General features: G+C 60.2%; 16 protein-coding genes. 7 read left to right on the forward strand and 9 right to left on the reverse strand.

Annotated elements, in window-relative coordinates; genetic code table 11:
• Nucleotides 1-76: 76 nt before the first annotated feature.
• Nucleotides 77-559, forward strand: a complete 483-nt coding sequence (locus ACVWYF_RS16010) for a hypothetical protein (RefSeq protein WP_457069783.1) — start codon at nucleotides 77-79, stop codon at nucleotides 557-559.
• Between the two features lie 131 nt (nucleotides 560-690).
• Here the strand turns inward: ACVWYF_RS16010 and ACVWYF_RS16015 are convergent, their stop codons facing one another.
• Both ACVWYF_RS16015 and ACVWYF_RS16020 read right to left on the reverse strand, forming a co-directional pair.
• Nucleotides 691-1,251 (reverse strand): protein-tyrosine phosphatase family protein, encoded by a 561-nt coding sequence (locus tag ACVWYF_RS16015; protein ID WP_457069785.1) that lies wholly within the window; start codon nucleotides 1,249-1,251, stop codon nucleotides 691-693.
• 34 nt (nucleotides 1,252-1,285) lie between these two features.
• Nucleotides 1,286-2,263 (reverse strand): ADP-ribosylglycohydrolase family protein, encoded by a 978-nt coding sequence (locus ACVWYF_RS16020; protein WP_457069787.1) that lies wholly within the window; start codon nucleotides 2,261-2,263, stop codon nucleotides 1,286-1,288.
• 244 nt (nucleotides 2,264-2,507) lie between these two features.
• Here ACVWYF_RS16020 and ACVWYF_RS16025 point away from each other — a divergent pair, with 244 nt between their 5' ends.
• The 3 genes from ACVWYF_RS16025 (at nucleotide 2,508) to ACVWYF_RS16035 (ending at nucleotide 5,041) form a co-directional block, all read left to right on the forward strand.
• Entirely contained in the window at nucleotides 2,508-3,101 is a 594-nt protein-coding gene (locus ACVWYF_RS16025) for a TMEM175 family protein (RefSeq protein WP_457069789.1), read from the forward strand.
• A 121-nt stretch (nucleotides 3,102-3,222) separates the two neighbouring features.
• Nucleotides 3,223-4,098, forward strand: a complete 876-nt coding sequence (locus ACVWYF_RS16030) for a hypothetical protein (RefSeq protein WP_457069791.1) — start codon at nucleotides 3,223-3,225, stop codon at nucleotides 4,096-4,098.
• Nucleotides 4,099-4,408: 310 nt separating this feature from the next.
• Nucleotides 4,409-5,041 carry a hypothetical protein gene (locus ACVWYF_RS16035; RefSeq protein WP_457069792.1) on the forward strand — a complete coding sequence of 211 codons (633 nt, stop codon included), beginning with the start codon at nucleotides 4,409-4,411 and terminating at the stop codon, nucleotides 5,039-5,041.
• A 56-nt stretch (nucleotides 5,042-5,097) separates the two neighbouring features.
• Here ACVWYF_RS16035 and ACVWYF_RS16040 read toward each other — a convergent pair whose 3' ends face one another.
• From ACVWYF_RS16040 to ACVWYF_RS16055, 4 genes are all read right to left on the reverse strand, one after another.
• Nucleotides 5,098-6,555, reverse strand: coding sequence for a GH1 family beta-glucosidase (locus tag ACVWYF_RS16040; protein WP_457069794.1), 1,458 nt, complete (start codon nucleotides 6,553-6,555; stop codon nucleotides 5,098-5,100).
• A 33-nt stretch (nucleotides 6,556-6,588) separates the two neighbouring features.
• Nucleotides 6,589-7,641: a glycosyltransferase family protein gene (locus ACVWYF_RS16045; RefSeq protein ID WP_457069796.1), complete on the reverse strand. Its 1,053-nt coding sequence runs from the start codon at nucleotides 7,639-7,641 to the stop codon at nucleotides 6,589-6,591.
• Between the two features lie 156 nt (nucleotides 7,642-7,797).
• Nucleotides 7,798-8,700 carry a UDP-2,3-diacylglucosamine diphosphatase gene (locus ACVWYF_RS16050; protein WP_457069798.1) on the reverse strand — a complete coding sequence of 301 codons (903 nt, stop codon included), beginning with the start codon at nucleotides 8,698-8,700 and terminating at the stop codon, nucleotides 7,798-7,800.
• Between the two features lie 17 nt (nucleotides 8,701-8,717).
• Nucleotides 8,718-8,945 (reverse strand): hypothetical protein, encoded by a 228-nt coding sequence (locus ACVWYF_RS16055; RefSeq protein ID WP_457069800.1) that lies wholly within the window; start codon nucleotides 8,943-8,945, stop codon nucleotides 8,718-8,720.
• A 228-nt stretch (nucleotides 8,946-9,173) separates the two neighbouring features.
• Between ACVWYF_RS16055 and ACVWYF_RS16060 the strand changes: the two genes are divergently transcribed.
• Nucleotides 9,174-9,764, forward strand: coding sequence for a hypothetical protein (locus ACVWYF_RS16060; protein WP_457069802.1), 591 nt, complete (start codon nucleotides 9,174-9,176; stop codon nucleotides 9,762-9,764).
• 265 nt (nucleotides 9,765-10,029) lie between these two features.
• On the opposite strand, the gene ACVWYF_RS16065 is transcribed toward ACVWYF_RS16060, so the two are convergent.
• Nucleotides 10,030-10,401, reverse strand: coding sequence for a hypothetical protein (locus ACVWYF_RS16065; RefSeq protein ID WP_457069804.1), 372 nt, complete (start codon nucleotides 10,399-10,401; stop codon nucleotides 10,030-10,032).
• 25 nt (nucleotides 10,402-10,426) lie between these two features.
• Nucleotides 10,427-10,939, reverse strand: coding sequence for an NUDIX domain-containing protein (locus tag ACVWYF_RS16070; protein ID WP_457069806.1), 513 nt, complete (start codon nucleotides 10,937-10,939; stop codon nucleotides 10,427-10,429).
• Between the two features lie 290 nt (nucleotides 10,940-11,229).
• Between ACVWYF_RS16070 and ACVWYF_RS16075 the strand changes: the two genes are divergently transcribed.
• Together ACVWYF_RS16075 and ACVWYF_RS16080 are read left to right on the forward strand one after the other, a co-directional pair.
• Nucleotides 11,230-12,723 carry a DEAD/DEAH box helicase gene (locus tag ACVWYF_RS16075; RefSeq protein WP_457069808.1) on the forward strand — a complete coding sequence of 498 codons (1,494 nt, stop codon included), beginning with the start codon at nucleotides 11,230-11,232 and terminating at the stop codon, nucleotides 12,721-12,723.
• 173 nt (nucleotides 12,724-12,896) lie between these two features.
• Nucleotides 12,897-13,385 (forward strand): hypothetical protein, encoded by a 489-nt coding sequence (locus tag ACVWYF_RS16080; protein WP_457069810.1) that lies wholly within the window; start codon nucleotides 12,897-12,899, stop codon nucleotides 13,383-13,385.
• A gap of 123 nt (nucleotides 13,386-13,508) precedes the next feature.
• On the opposite strand, the gene ACVWYF_RS16085 is transcribed toward ACVWYF_RS16080, so the two are convergent.
• The gene (locus ACVWYF_RS16085) at nucleotides 13,509-13,694 is read right to left on the reverse strand and encodes a hypothetical protein (protein ID WP_457069812.1); all 186 of its coding nucleotides are present in this window, start codon (nucleotides 13,692-13,694) and stop codon (nucleotides 13,509-13,511) included.
• Between the last annotated feature and the right edge of the window lie 386 nt (nucleotides 13,695-14,080).

A 14,080-nucleotide genomic window follows, 5' to 3' on the forward strand; every position in this document is an offset into this window, starting at 1 on the left:
GCAGAAAACTACTCGTCCGGATTCAGCCACGAATCAGCCGCTTACGTAGCAGTCCTGTTCACTTCACCGCTTATTTATGATGCGCTACGCCTCCCTCCTGCCCCTGGCCCTGCTGCTGAGCTGCGCCAGCACCGACCGCCCCGTGGTCGAAACTCCGACCGTCAGCACCGCGCCTACCGTGCAGCGGGCCTTCGACGTGCCCGCCTTGCTGGGCATGAATGCCGACCAAATCGCCCGGCCCCTCATCAGCCAGTCCATCCGCCCCGACCACGACCGCACCCCGCGCGAGTCATCGACGGGTGCCACCGAGGCCCTGTACACCTACTGGCGCGACACCACCGCGCTGGAAGTGAGCTACGACCCCACCACGCTGCACGTCAACAGCTATTTCATCAAAACCAAGAGCGGACGGACGGCCAACTATGCCACCTTGCTCAAGCTGGCCAACGTGAGCAAATACGATAAGCGCCTGAGCATCGAGCCCATCGCCTCGGTGGAGAACCCACAGCTCTACACCGGCGTGAAACTTACGCCCGCCGCGCCCGCGCCCGTGAACTAAAAGCCCCTGCAAGTAGGGCGCATCCGCACACCCTCATTCCGACGAAGGAAGAGGAATCGGAAAACCATGCTTTGCCGGTTTCACCCAGAGTCCTCCTTCGTCGGAACGGCAATGCCGGCTACGCTTTTCTCTTATTCGACCGTAGCCGGCACGGGCTCAAATGCGCGCACAAAAGCTGCCTGCTCGGCGGTTTCGGGCGAGCGTGGTACGCGGTGGTTTTTCTCCATGCCCTTCCATTCCTCGGCGATGCGGGCCAGGGCTTCGTCCCCACTTAGCCCGAAGTGCTGCCGCAGGTGGCAGCCCACTACGGTGCCCGTGCGGCCTACGCCGCCCCAGCAATGCACCACGGCCCGGCGGCCGGCGGCGGCACTGTCTTCAATGGCGGCCAGCACTTCGGCCAGGCGCTTGGGCGAGGGCACGCTCAAATCGCGGATGGGGAAGCGGCGGAAGCGTACGCTTTCGGCGGCCAGGCCCAAGTGGGCGGCGCGGGCACGGAGCAGGGCCTCGTAGGGTTCGAGCGGCTCGGTGGCCTCGGTGAGGTCGTAGAAGTCGCGGATGCCGGCGGCCAGCAGCAGGTCGAGGCGATGCGCGGCCTCGGCTTCCAGTTTGGCTCCGGGGTACTCGGAGGCCAGCAGCAAGGGAGTGGCCCAATACGAGTTGGGCAGCGGACGGGGGGCGGGAATGGTATTCATGGCAGAAGGTACAGAAATTTGTGAGACTCCCCGCCTACGCGCCAACCAGCCGCCCGGCCAGGTCCTCAATATCGGCCCGGCGGGCCAGCACGGCCAACCATTCGCCCGGGATGCCCGCCTCGCCGTAGGCCAGGCCCGCGAGGCCGCCGGCCACGGCCCCGGTGGTATCGGTGTCGTCGCCCAGGTTCACGGCGGCCAGCACGGTGGCGGCGTAATTGTCGTGTGTCAGCAGGCACCACAGCGCCGCCTCAAGGGTATGAACGACGTAGCCGGAGGAAGAAATTTTATCTTCGGGCTGATTTATAATCTCGTCGGACAATACCCACCAACGGTAATATTTGTCTTCGACTACAGCCGGAATGCTACCGTTTTCCAGCCAAGGGTTAGCTAATTCCCGCATTTGCGCGCAGGCTTCGGCCGGCGGCAACCCGTCCAGCAAGCCTTTCGCCACCAGCAAATACAGGAAGCAGCCCAGCGTGGAGCGCGGGTGGCCATGCGTGACGCTGGCTACGCGCTCGGTGAGCGTCCAGGCAGCATGCAAGTCCAGGTTCTCGGCCCGCCAGACATCGTGAAAAGCCAAGGGCAGAATCCGCATAAGCGCCCCGTTGCCGTTGTCATTCTCACCGCTTGGGCCAGCTTTGGTTGGCTCAACGCCCCGTTGTAAGCGGTCGATGGCGGCACGGGTAGCGTTGCCCACGTCGAACGTTTCGCCCGTCGCGGTCCAGTAAGATTGATACAGCCAGTTGATACTGCGCCGGGCAAAATCGGCCAAGTCGGGCGCGCCACTACGGCCGCCGGAGCGAGCCAGCGTTTCGGCCAGGCAGAAAGTGAGCGAGGAGTCGTCGGACCAGGTGCCGGCGGGCTGCTGGTGGGTGCCGTAGGCGCGCATGCCCGTCACAGGGTCTTGCCGGCGGGCGGCACGGGGCGCGAATTCAACGGGCACGCCGAGGGCGTCGCCCACGGCCAGGCCCAGCAGGGCGGCGCGGGCCTGTGCAGTAGTAGTTTGTGACATTTTGGAAGGATTGCAGGAGGTTTTAGGTGGCAAGAAAGCAATAAAACGGCTTTAGGAACGCCCCGGTGCTGCATACTGAGGGGCCTCCGAATCGTTTAGCTCATCGCGGCAAGCAAACCGGGCCGGGGTAAGGGCTATGCGGGTCCGCTCAGCACAAGAGTCGAATGCAAACCGCAGGAGCCGCCGCAGGGCGCTATTTTAGCGGCTCACTTCTGCTCCCCGGCGGCCGGCCCGCTTCCCCCTCATGCACAAAGGACGACTCGAAGCCTTCAGCGATGGTGTGCTGGCCATCATCCTCACCATCATGGTGCTGGAAATCAAGGTGCCGCACGGGGCCGATTTCGCGGCCCTGCGCCCGCTGCTGCCCGTGGTGCTCAGCTACGTGTTGAGCTTCATCTACATCGGCATCTACTGGAACAACCACCACATGATGCTGGCTGGCACAAGCCGAGTGTCCGGCGGCGTGCTGTGGGCAAATTTGCACCTGCTGTTCTGGCTCTCGCTGGTGCCCTTCGCCACGGGCTGGATGGGCGAAAACCACTTTGCCCCCGCCACGCTGGCCGTGTACGGTGTGCTATTGCTGATGTCGGGGGTGGCCTATTTTGTGCTCCAGAACTGCATTATTGCCATCGAAGGGCCGCATTCCACCTTAACCCGGGCCATTGGGCGCGACTTCAAAGGCAAAGCTTCGCCCCCGCTCTACCTGGCCGGCATCGCGGCCAGCTTCTGGCAGCCGTGGGTGGCGGGCGGCATCTACGTGGCCGTGGCGCTGATGTGGCTCATCCCGGACCGACGCATTGAGCGCACACTGACGGCCCAGAACCAGCAGCTGAAATGACGCTTGCCCGGCATCTGGCATTAGATTATGAGATGGAAAAGCCTTGCGGGCACATCGATGACCCTATCTTGACGGCATCAGTTTCTATAACCTCCCGCCCTTTTCAACCAACTATTCATCCATGAAATCACTGCTGACGCTGCTGCTGCTGCTAATCAACCTTGTCGCTTTCGGACAAAGCGCTTCCGACAAAACTGTTGCAACCCTCGGCAAGGCCTATCGACAATATATGTCAGAGGAAGCACCATCAGGGTTTGCCCAGAAACAACTGATGGACGTACCTGATAATTTAAAAGCAGCCGCAAAATTCATTACCCAAACCATTACGGTCAATAATGAACTTCTAAAAAAAGACTATTTAACATTACCCGAAGAAGAAACCCTGAAAAGCATCTATTACATCATAAAATCCGGTGCCAACCCTGATGACAATAATTCCCTTTTAGAAAATCTGAAAACAGGCAATATTCCTCGCTCCGGTTTAATAGACAACTATTATACCATGCTATTCATCGCAGTGGGAAATAAAAACAGGCCGTTTGATATGTCAGGCAATAACTTTATCCTGAGTGACTATGGCTTGAAAGATGACACCGAGAAAGACATTTTCTTTTTACGGTGCATGGAGCTCTGTGGCAAGATGATTTGGGGACAAATGCATTTAGCAAAGCCCGCTAATACCAAACAGGGCATGCTACTGATAAAGAAATACCCTAAAATCAATGGGGCAAAATACTTTCAGTACACCGCTCTGGACTTTCCCGATTTCCCGATAAATATTGCGGGAGAAACTGGCCCCCAGAGCTACAAATTCTTTTACCTCAATAAATATTACGATTTATTATTATCGCACTTTTCCTGCCTTAACCAAGAGAAAGCCCCGAAAGACGACATTAACGCCCTGGTAACTACTTCGGTTATTAAGAACCGCTCGTTATTTAAGTACACGACCAATAAAGCGAAGCTGGAAAGCATACTACAGGAATATAAACTCTAACAGGCTATTTTTCGGCAGGCCATTTTCAGTGGCCACTATTTACAGCCGTGGGTCCAAGGCCTTGCATTCTAAGGGCGTGTTCTCTGCGGCGAAAGAGGTATTCTAAGTAGTCACGCAAAAGCAACCGTCATGCAGCGCAGCGAAGCATCCCGCTTACTTCGTTAAACAATTGATTTACTGCCCCACGCGAGATGCTTCGCTACGCGCTGCATGACGTGCTTTTACTCGTTTACTTTTGAACGACTACTTGAAAGGCGCTTCCTTCCGAAATTTGCCGAGGCCGGATTCATTTTCACCGGCCCCCTCCGCTTTGCCCGACACCCCACCTGCCACCCCGCCCATCGGCCCGTCCCTCGCCGATTTTGCCTGCTTCTATATCTACGGCCTCACCAACCAACCTTACCAGCAATCACCTGATTTAACGAAGTTTGGCGAGCTGTACAGCCTGGTCATCGGCAACCACGGCGGCCTGGGCATTGCCAGTTCTTTCCACCCCTATCAGCTCGTGAATCCGGCCGGCCTCACGGTGTGGTACACGGCTTACGCGCAGTTCTACGCCCAGCCCAACCGCTTCGAACTATTCGCAGAAATGACCCTGGAGAAGGCGCAGCTTGTGGTGGTGCCGCCGGCTTCGTTCGCCGAGTTTCACGTTTGGCCCGATGCCCGCCTCACCACCGATGAAAACCCGATTTTCAGCCGCTTCGTCCCCTTCGTCATCCCGTTCCTGGTGCGCAAAGACCCGGAACTGTTGCGCTGGGACAAGGAGTTTGCCGCCGCCGAAGGCGACAAAAACCGCATCAGCCCCTACCTCAAAGCAGTAAACGAAGCCATCCATTTCGTGCAGCCCGCGCCGGCCTTCGTGCTGGGTTTCGGCGAGTTTGACGAGCAACAGCCGGAGCAGCTGATTGAGCATTTTCTGAGCTGCCGCGATATGCTGCTGTAGTGGAGCGCGGACGCTGCGAGCCCGCGCATCGGCGGACTCGCAGCCGTCCGCGCTGCCTACAGGTGCGCTACATTTTCGGCCGCCCGTGCCTGAGCTACCGGTGCGCCGCTCAAAAATTCCTGATACCAGCGCCCCGAATCTTTTACAATCCGCTCCTGGGTTTCATAATCGACGTGGATGAGGCCGAAGCGCGGGCCGTATCCCTCGGCCCATTCGAAGTTATCGGTCAGGCTCCAGGCAAAATAGCCGCCCACGTCCATGCCCTCCTGCCGGGCGCGCAGCACCTGGCCGACGGCCGCCTGCAGGTAAGCCTGGCGGGCCACATCATGCACCCGGCCGCCCGCTGCCACATCCGGAAACGCTGAGCCACTTTCCGTTACCAGCAGGGTTGGTGCATTTGGATAAGCAGCAAACTGTTTCAACATTTGGTAAACCGACTCCGGGTAGACCTCCCAGCCCATGTCGGTGTAGGGCACGCCGCGCTGCTTGGCGGGTACCAGCGCGGCCCATTGCAGCGGCAGCCAGGGCGAGAATTTCACCACCTCGCGGGTGTAGTTCTGGATGCCCCAGAAGTCGAAGTCGAAGGCCATGCGCTGCTCGTCGCCGGGCTTTTGGTAGCGCTCCAGCAGCCAGCGCAGCGCGGGCAGCTCGGCCGTGGGGTAGCCCAAGCCGAGGGTTGGCTCCACAAAAAAGCGGTTTAGCAGCGCATCGGCGCGGCGGGTGGCTGCTTCGTCGTAGGCGTTGCCGGGGTAGTGCGGGGTAAGGTAGGAGCACGAAAACGTGGTACCGATTCGGGCCGTATCGGGCAGCAGCGCCCGCAGGGCGCGGCCGCCCTCGGCCTGGGCCAGCGTGGCATGGTGCGCTGCGGCCAGAAACGCCCCCAAGTGCCGCCGGCCGGGCGCATGCACGCCCAGCAGGTGGCCCGCGCCCACAAATACCATCGGCTCATTCAGCACGGCCCAGTGCGGCACCCGGTCACCAAGGCGGCGGGCCATAATCTGAACGTAATCCGAAAACCAGCCCACGATGTCGCGGTTGGCCCAGCCGCCCCGCGCTTGCAGGGCGCTGGGCAAGTCCCAGTGGTAGAGGGTGAGCATGGGCCGCAGTTCGCGCTCCAGGCAGGCATCCACCAGCCGGTCGTAGTAGTCGAGGCCGCGGCGGTTCACAGCCCCGGTGCCTTCGGGCAGCACCCGGGACCAGGCAGTGGAGAACCGGAAATCGGTCAGGCCCATGCCGCTGGCCAGGTCCAGGTCGGTTTCGTAGCGGTTGTAGAAATCGGCGGCCACGCGGCCGTGCTCGTTGCGCCGGATGGCCCCCTTACGGCGCGTAAAATCGTCCCAGATGCTGGGCCCCTTGCCCTGGTGTTGCCACGCGCCCTCGGTCTGGTAAGCGGCCGCCGAAGCGCCCCACTGAAAATCAGGCCCAAAATCGGCGCGGGAAAAGGGCAGCGGGGCCGACGCCGGGTAGAAGGCCGCCGGCAGTGGCTCGGAATAGCTGGGAGGTAGTTTAATCATGCGCGGGGCGCGGAGGATTCTTAAGTAGATAATTCAGGCACGCCAGGCATGACGCTCTTGCCTGCGATGTGCCGGCCCAACACCATTTGCCGGCAATTGCTCCCGCAGCAGCTGGTCAATTACGGCGGCGGTCTGGTCGGGGTAGTCGACGGGAATTACCTGGTCCTGGTGCAGCCACTGGTCCACCTTGTCCAGGTTTTTGTCTTTGAAGTTTTTGATGACAGGCACGCCCATTTTTTCCAGCGCGGCGGCATTGCACTGCTGCTCGTATTGCTGCTTCATGGGCATCACCAGCAGCTTTTTGCCCAGGTAGAGCGCCTCGGCGGGGGTTTCAAACCCCGCGCCGCACAGCACCCCGGCCGCGCGGGCCAGGCTGTCGAGAAACGCCGGGCCGCTCACGGGCCATACCCGCACGTTGCCGTATTCGGCGGGCGCGTGGCTGTGCTTGCTGAATACTTCCCAGCGCACGCTACGGCTCAGGTGTTGCAGCCGCTCCACCAGAATTTCCTCCTCGTAGGCCGGCAGGTACACCGTGTAGTGGCCCTCATTGGCCGGGCTCCGCTCGCGCACCTGCTGGCGGATAACGGGCGTGAATATTTCCGGCGCATAGCGCTGAAAGTGAAAGCCATACTGGGCCGTGCTCGGCGCGTAGTGCTTCAGCACGGCCCGGCCGGCGGGGTCTTCCCTATCGGGGCGCGGGGCGGCGGGGTGCAGCACCGCACTCTGGTGGCTGAGGGCGATGCAGGGGACGTGCCGCAGCTTGCAGGCCCAGCTGCTTACCGGCTCAAAATCACTGATAATCAAATCATAGTCTTCCACCGGCAGGTGCCGCACTTCGTGGAGGAACTTCACCGAATTGAACTGCGCGAACGTCTTCACGAAGTTGATACCGCCCTTTTTGCCAAACGCGAAGCCCATGCCCTGCGCCTTATACTTTACCTCGAAGGGCAGCGGCAAATCGGCGGGCGGGCCGCTCACCAGCACGTTGAGCTGCTCGCAGCGGCTTTGCAGCAGCGGCACCACATCGAGCGCCCGGCTAAGGTGGCCATTGCCGGTGCCCTGGATGGCGTAGAGAATTCGGGACATTTATAAGTGGTTCTACTAGTTGAGCCGGTCATGCTGAGCTTGTCGAAGCACCTCTACCGCTTCGTTGCAATCGGCATTGATGCCACGGCAGATATGGTTCGGCTGCGCGAACGCCAGATGAGCATAACGGTTTTTATTGCTATTCAACGCCATCGTTTACGCCTTAATCTTGAACTCGGCCAACAAGCCCTCCAACAGCTGCGCCGGGTTGGCATTGGCCAGCTCCTCGGCGGCATCGGTGGCTTCCGCTTCGGCGGTTTGCTGCATGGCCGGGTCGTCGTTGTAGTAATAAAGCTGCCAGCCGGCCTCGGCCGTGTACTCCAGCGCCGTCAGGTTTTCCACCCAATCGCCGGAATTCAGGTAAATCACCTCCCCTTTTCCGGTGTGCAGCAGCTTGATTTCGGGCTGGTGAATGTGCCCGCAGGCCACGTAGCGGTAGCCTTCGTCGGCGGCAATGGCGGCGGCCGTTTCCTCAAAGTTGCTCACCGCCGCCACCGCGCTTTTCACCCGTTCCTTCACCCGTTTGCTCAGCGCCACACGGGGCCGGCCCAGTTTAGTGAGCCCGTAGTTCACGAAGCGGTTTATCAGAATCAATAAATCGTAGCCATGTCCGCCGAGCCGGGCCAGCCAGCGCGAGTGCCGCATGGTCACGTCGAATACGTCGCCGTGGAAAAGCCAGGTGCGGCCGTGGGGCAGGTCGAGTACCAGCTTATTTTCGAGGCGGAAATTGCCCAGCTTCAGGCCCGCGAATTTGCGCAGCAGCTCGTCGTGGTTGCCGGTCAGGTAATGGATTTTGACACCCTTGGCGGCCAGGCCGGCCAGGTAGCGCACCACCCGCATGTGGGCCGGCGGCCAGTAGTTTTTGCTGAACTGCCAGATGTCGACAATGTCGCCATTGAGCACCAGCACCTGCGGCCGGATGCTCTTGAGGTAGCGCAGCAACTCCGTGGCGTGGCAGCCATACGTGCCCAAATGCACATCGCTGATAACGGCCACCTGCACCCGGCGCTTGCGGCGGGCCGTGGGATGTGCGGGAATGCTGAAAGGATTTGCGGGCATCACAACAGGCACTACGCTCATGCGGCGGCCGACTGGGTGAAACGCCCCCCCCGCGCCGGCCCCACCACGCGGCGCGGCCGGATGGCCGGCCCCGCCGCCCGCCCGCCAAACTCGCCCCCCAGCGCCGAGCGCAGGCTGCCCAGCGTGTGCAGCGCATACGCGCCCCACAAGGCCAGTTGAAACAACTCGTACACGAGCCAGCGCCCCAGGCGGCGCAGCCCCGAAATCAATGCCGGGAAGTACATAGCAGGAATGGTTATAACCGGTGAAAATCCTGCTTTCAAAGGTCAACCGTTCCGATTAAGCCTTGATTACGGACAGATTACGATTAAATCAAGCCTGACGTAAGTTGTGCAGTCCAATTCTGCTCCGGCAGCATTTTGCCGGATTTCGGCCGGGTTTCCGTTTCTTTGTTCCCCCAATTACCGGTTGGCTAACCTCGTCTTATTTCATTCCTCATTTTACCGCTTATTATGCAGTTTCTACCCCGTCTGGCCCGTCACTTCTTTGTTGTGGGCCTGCTCCTGCTGTGCGCCGGGGCCGCCCTGGCCCAGCCCACCGGCAAGGCCGCCAAAGGCCGCAAGCGCTACGCCTTCGCCCAGAAGGACGAAGAGTCGCCCTACGTGAAAAACGTAACCAAAAATACCGACGACGAGCAAGATGTCGACGGCTCGTTCACCCGCCTCGGCTACCGCTCCGCCACTGACATGCTCACCGAAATCACGGCCCTCAAAAAGCTGCACGACTGGGCCGATACCACCTACCAGCGCCGCGTGGCCGCCATCCCGGCGGGCGGCGCGCTGGTGGTCATCGTGCATCGCCAGGGCCCCAAAGGCGTGGAAATGTCCAACCTCACCCTCACCGCCACCGACAAAGCCGGCAAGGAAGTCTTCGCCCAAACCCTGGCCCCCGCCACCGGCCGCTTCTTCGGCCGCGACCTCTACCAAGGCAAAGCCGTCATTCCCTTCCCCAAAATGGACCCGCAGGAGCTCAACATCAGCATCCGCGACGCCAAGCTCTACCAGACGTTTGATTACTCGCTGGAACTGCCGGCGGCGCAGTAGCCACAATAGTTTCTTTTCGCTTCAGTGGGGCGGCATTCGCGCAAGCGGGTGTCGCCCCACTTTTTGAATTCTATGACGGGTCTAACAACCCGCGCTTGCGCCGCATCATCAGCTGCGGCAGCCGCGAGGTGGGAACACCGCAGGAACTGCACTGCAGTGTGCATTTCGTGGACTTGTCCGTCAGCCCGCTGGCCGATGCGCTGCTGTTGCACACGGAGACGATGACGCCCTGGCGAACTTTTCCATCATTACGGCAACCTTCTATTTAGCTTCTTTTCAGGCCAATACTTGTTTCGCCGCTTTCGTAATTATTGTTAGTTATAGTTAATAATCTAGCACCGATGTAATACTTTTTCCTCCGTGATATTATAACGTAAACACTTTCAGGAGAAAGTGGGATGGCATAATGGCTCTTGCCAATTTTATCACTGATATAAGCACAGTCTTTTTTTGACCCTTGCCTAATCGTTATGTTATACAGCTTAGTGGGCGCTTCAATGTAGTAAGTCAATGAGAAAAAAATGTCCGTATTAAAATGAGCGTCATCTATCCACTCCATTTTTCTGTACAGCAGAATACTGTGCGAAAGGGAGTAATCAAGTAGCTCAAAAACGCCAGGCAGTGTCATCTTTTCCATGGTAAAAATTAAAATACAATTTAATTCATCGCCGCAATCGTACCCACTGCACGGCAATCACCGACTTCGCATCGCGCAGCGGCTCAGCTACCAGTGCTTCCCAACTCAACTCCACCATTTCGATGTTCTCGTGCTCCTCGGCCAGCCCGCCGCCTTCGCCGGTGCGGTGGCTCACTTCGGCGTAGTACACGGTAATTTCCTCGGAGCTGGTGCCCGGCGAGGGCCAGATGCACACGATTTCCTTCAGCTTATCCACCTCGTAGCCCAGCTCCTCGTGAATCTCGCGGCGCACCGCCGTTTCGGGGGCTTCGTCGCCGTCAATCATGCCGGCGGCAATTTCCAGAATCTCTGCTTCCGGGCCGAAGCGGAACTGGCGGGTGAGCACGTAAACCTGCCGGGCGGTGTCGTAGACCAGCGCGGCCACGGCCTTGCCGGGCGCGAACTGCTCGCGCCGGAGCTGGTGCTCGCCGTCCTGAACGATTAGCTGGTTGACTTTGTAATGGCCATTGAAAACACGGGTGCGCTCGATAATCTGCATGGTCGGATTTGTGTGTTGTACCTTTGTTGTCACCAGGGCCGCCGTCGGAGCAGCCCGCTGCCCGGCTGCGTCGGGCAAAGCCCCGCGCCTCGGCTGTCTCCGCGAAGTAAGCGCACCTCACCCCAATTCCTCTTCATTCAGGGAATCTGACGGCCTCCGACGAGCCATCAAACCCCGCCCACGTCCGGCGTGGCCATGCCCGCCTGTGCAGCCTCGCAGGCTCAACCACTTATTGCGCGAACAGCTGTTCGCCAACACGATACCCAAGTACCCGGTACTAAACCCAACCTATGACGTTTGACGATTTAAATCTGATTGACCCCATTCTCAAAGCCCTCAAAGAAGAAGGCTACACCACCCCTACTCCCATTCAGGAGCAGGCCATTCCCCACGTTCTGGAGGGCAAAGACCTCCTCGGCGTGGCCCAGACCGGCACCGGCAAAACGGCCGCCTTCACCGTGCCTATTCTGCAGGTGCTGCACCGCACGGCCCAGGTTTCGAACCACGCCCCGCGCGCCATTCGCTGCCTCGTGCTCACGCCGACCCGCGAGCTGGCCATCCAAATCAACGAAAGCTTCGGTGCCTACGGCCGCCATTTGACCCAGATTCGCCACACCGTTATTTTCGGTGGCGTAAGTCAGGGCTCGCAGGTTGCGCAGCTCAAGCGCGGCGTGGAGGTGCTCATCGCCACCCCCGGCCGCCTGCTCGACCTCATGAACCAAGGCTTCGTGGACCTGCGCCAAGTGGAGGTTTTCGTGCTTGACGAAGCCGACCGTATGCTCGACATGGGCTTCATCAACGACATCAAGCGCATCCTGCCCAAGCTGCCGGCCAAGCGCCAGACCCTGTTTTTCTCGGCCACCATGCCCGGCCAGATTCAGGAGCTCGCCAGCACCATCCTGCGCCCCAACCCGGTGCGCGTGGCCGTAACGCCCGTCAGCAGCACCGCCGATACCGTTACCCAGTCGGTGTACTTAGTGGAGAATAACGACAAGCCCGCCCTGCTCCGCCACATCCTGGAGGACAAAGGCATCAAGCGCGTCCTCGTGTTTACCCGCACCAAGCACGGGGCTGATAAGGTCGTGAAAGCCCTCGCCGCGAACCAGATTCAGGCCGAAGCCATCCACGGCAACAAGAGCCAGAACCACCGTCAGCGCGCCCTGTCGAATTTCAAAGCCGGCAGTACCCGCGTGCTGGTCGCTACCGACATCGCCGCCCGTGGCATCGATGTGGACGAGCTGACCCACGTCATCAACTACGAAATCCCCAACGAGCCCGAAACTTACGTGCATCGCATTGGCCGAACCGGCCGGGCCGGGGCCTTCGGCACCGCGTTTTCGTTCGTGGAAGAAGAGGAACGCGCTTACCTGCAGGATATCCAGAAACTTATCAGCCGCCAGATTGACGTGGAAGCGGAGCATCCGTTCGCTTCGGGCCGCATCAAGCCGGTAATGTTGCACGGCAACGAGCGCATCATTCGGCCCAAGGGTCCGGCGGGTCGTCCGGCCCGCTCCGGCCCCCGCGAAGGCAGCCAGGGGGGCGGTGGTCGTTCCGGCGGTGGCCAGGGCGGCGGGCGCTCGGGTGGTGGCAACGGCGGCGGTGGCCGCCCCAGCGGCGAGCGTAGCAGCCGTCCGGCGGCACCGGCCAGCAGTGGCCAGTCCGATACCGCACGTCGTTTCGGCAGCGGCGGGGCTCGGGTGAACGTGGGCGGCAACCGCGAAGGCGGCGACCTGGGTGGCCGTCGCCGGGGCGATGCCGGTGGCACACGCCGGGGCTCGTTTTAATCAGCGACTTTAATTGACCGTCATGCTTCGACTCCGCTCAGCATGACGGTCTTTTTGATTGCCATGCAATCAGCCCTAAAAAGCAGGAGGCTCCGGAAAACTTTTTCCGGGGCCTCCTGCTTTTTAGGGCTGATTGCATGCCTCTTCGCAGAATAATTTCTCCTGCTTTCCCTATGGCTCAGCCCACGCTCCCCGTTATCCAGGCCCTGCGCGACACGGCCCAGCGCCTCGCCACCCAAGCACCCTACCAGTGGGGCCACATGGGCAGTTGCAACTGCGGCCATCTCGCCCAAACCGTCACGCGCCTCACCAAGGCCGAAATCCACGCCCGGGCAATGCAGCGCTACGGCGACTGGGAGCGCCAGATTACCGACTACTGCCCCACCAGCGGCCTGCCCATCGACCAGACCATTGACGAGATGCTGGCCCTTGGCTTCAGCCGCCGCGACCTCACTCACCTTGAGCGCATCTCTGACCCCACCATTCGGGCCGCCATTCCGTTTGAGCGCCGCGATGTCCTGCGTCACAACCAGCGCGACGATGTGGTGCTCTACCTCCGCACCTGGGCCGACCTGCTGGAGCATGACCTACTAGCCGGCATCAGCCTGCCGAACTTCGATGCCGCGCCCGTGCCCACGCCGGTACTGGCCACCGCTCATTAAGCCGCTCGGGCTACCCGGCCCACGGTGGCCAAAACTGCCTGCACAGAAAAAGCCCCCGCCAAAAATCTGGCGGGGGCTTTTTTATTTTTTTAGTAGGGGTAACTGCTAAGCCAGCCGCTGGCCTTAGTTGCGGGTCACGTTGGAGCGCTGGGCTTCGCGGTAGCCCTCGGCGCGGTGGGTACGCTTGTAAGCAGCGTCAGCGGAAGGGTCTTTCTCAGCCTCAGCGGCATCGGGGGCCTGGGCACAGGAGGCCGTCAGGAGCATGGCCGTTGCGGCGGCCAACCAAAGATTCGTGCGGGTCAGTTTCATGCCACGAAGGTAGCCCACGGCTGCCAAACGAACAACCCGGCCAGTAGGGCATCCGCGCAGTCAATGCATTATTCCCGACCGCTACGCCGTACAGGTATTCAGGTCGCTCTTGTGGTGTGGCAGAGCAGAATACAGCCATTTACAATTGATAACACCCGCGTTTACTAGCCTATCGGCAGGATGCGGGCTGCCTGTTGCGGCTGGTACAACTCGCAGGCTATTAATGGCTGAAGATTTACGCTGCCTCCTGCACTGTAATGGCCAATCCATACCGCAAAAGTCAGGCTCATTACGTTAGTACGCATCAATAGCCACTTAGCCAGCCATAGCACTTAACAAGGTGGATTCATTTGGCCGACATGTCAATTTTATTAGCAGCAACATGT

It is taken from the genome of Hymenobacter sp. UYAg731, assembly GCF_054061335.1.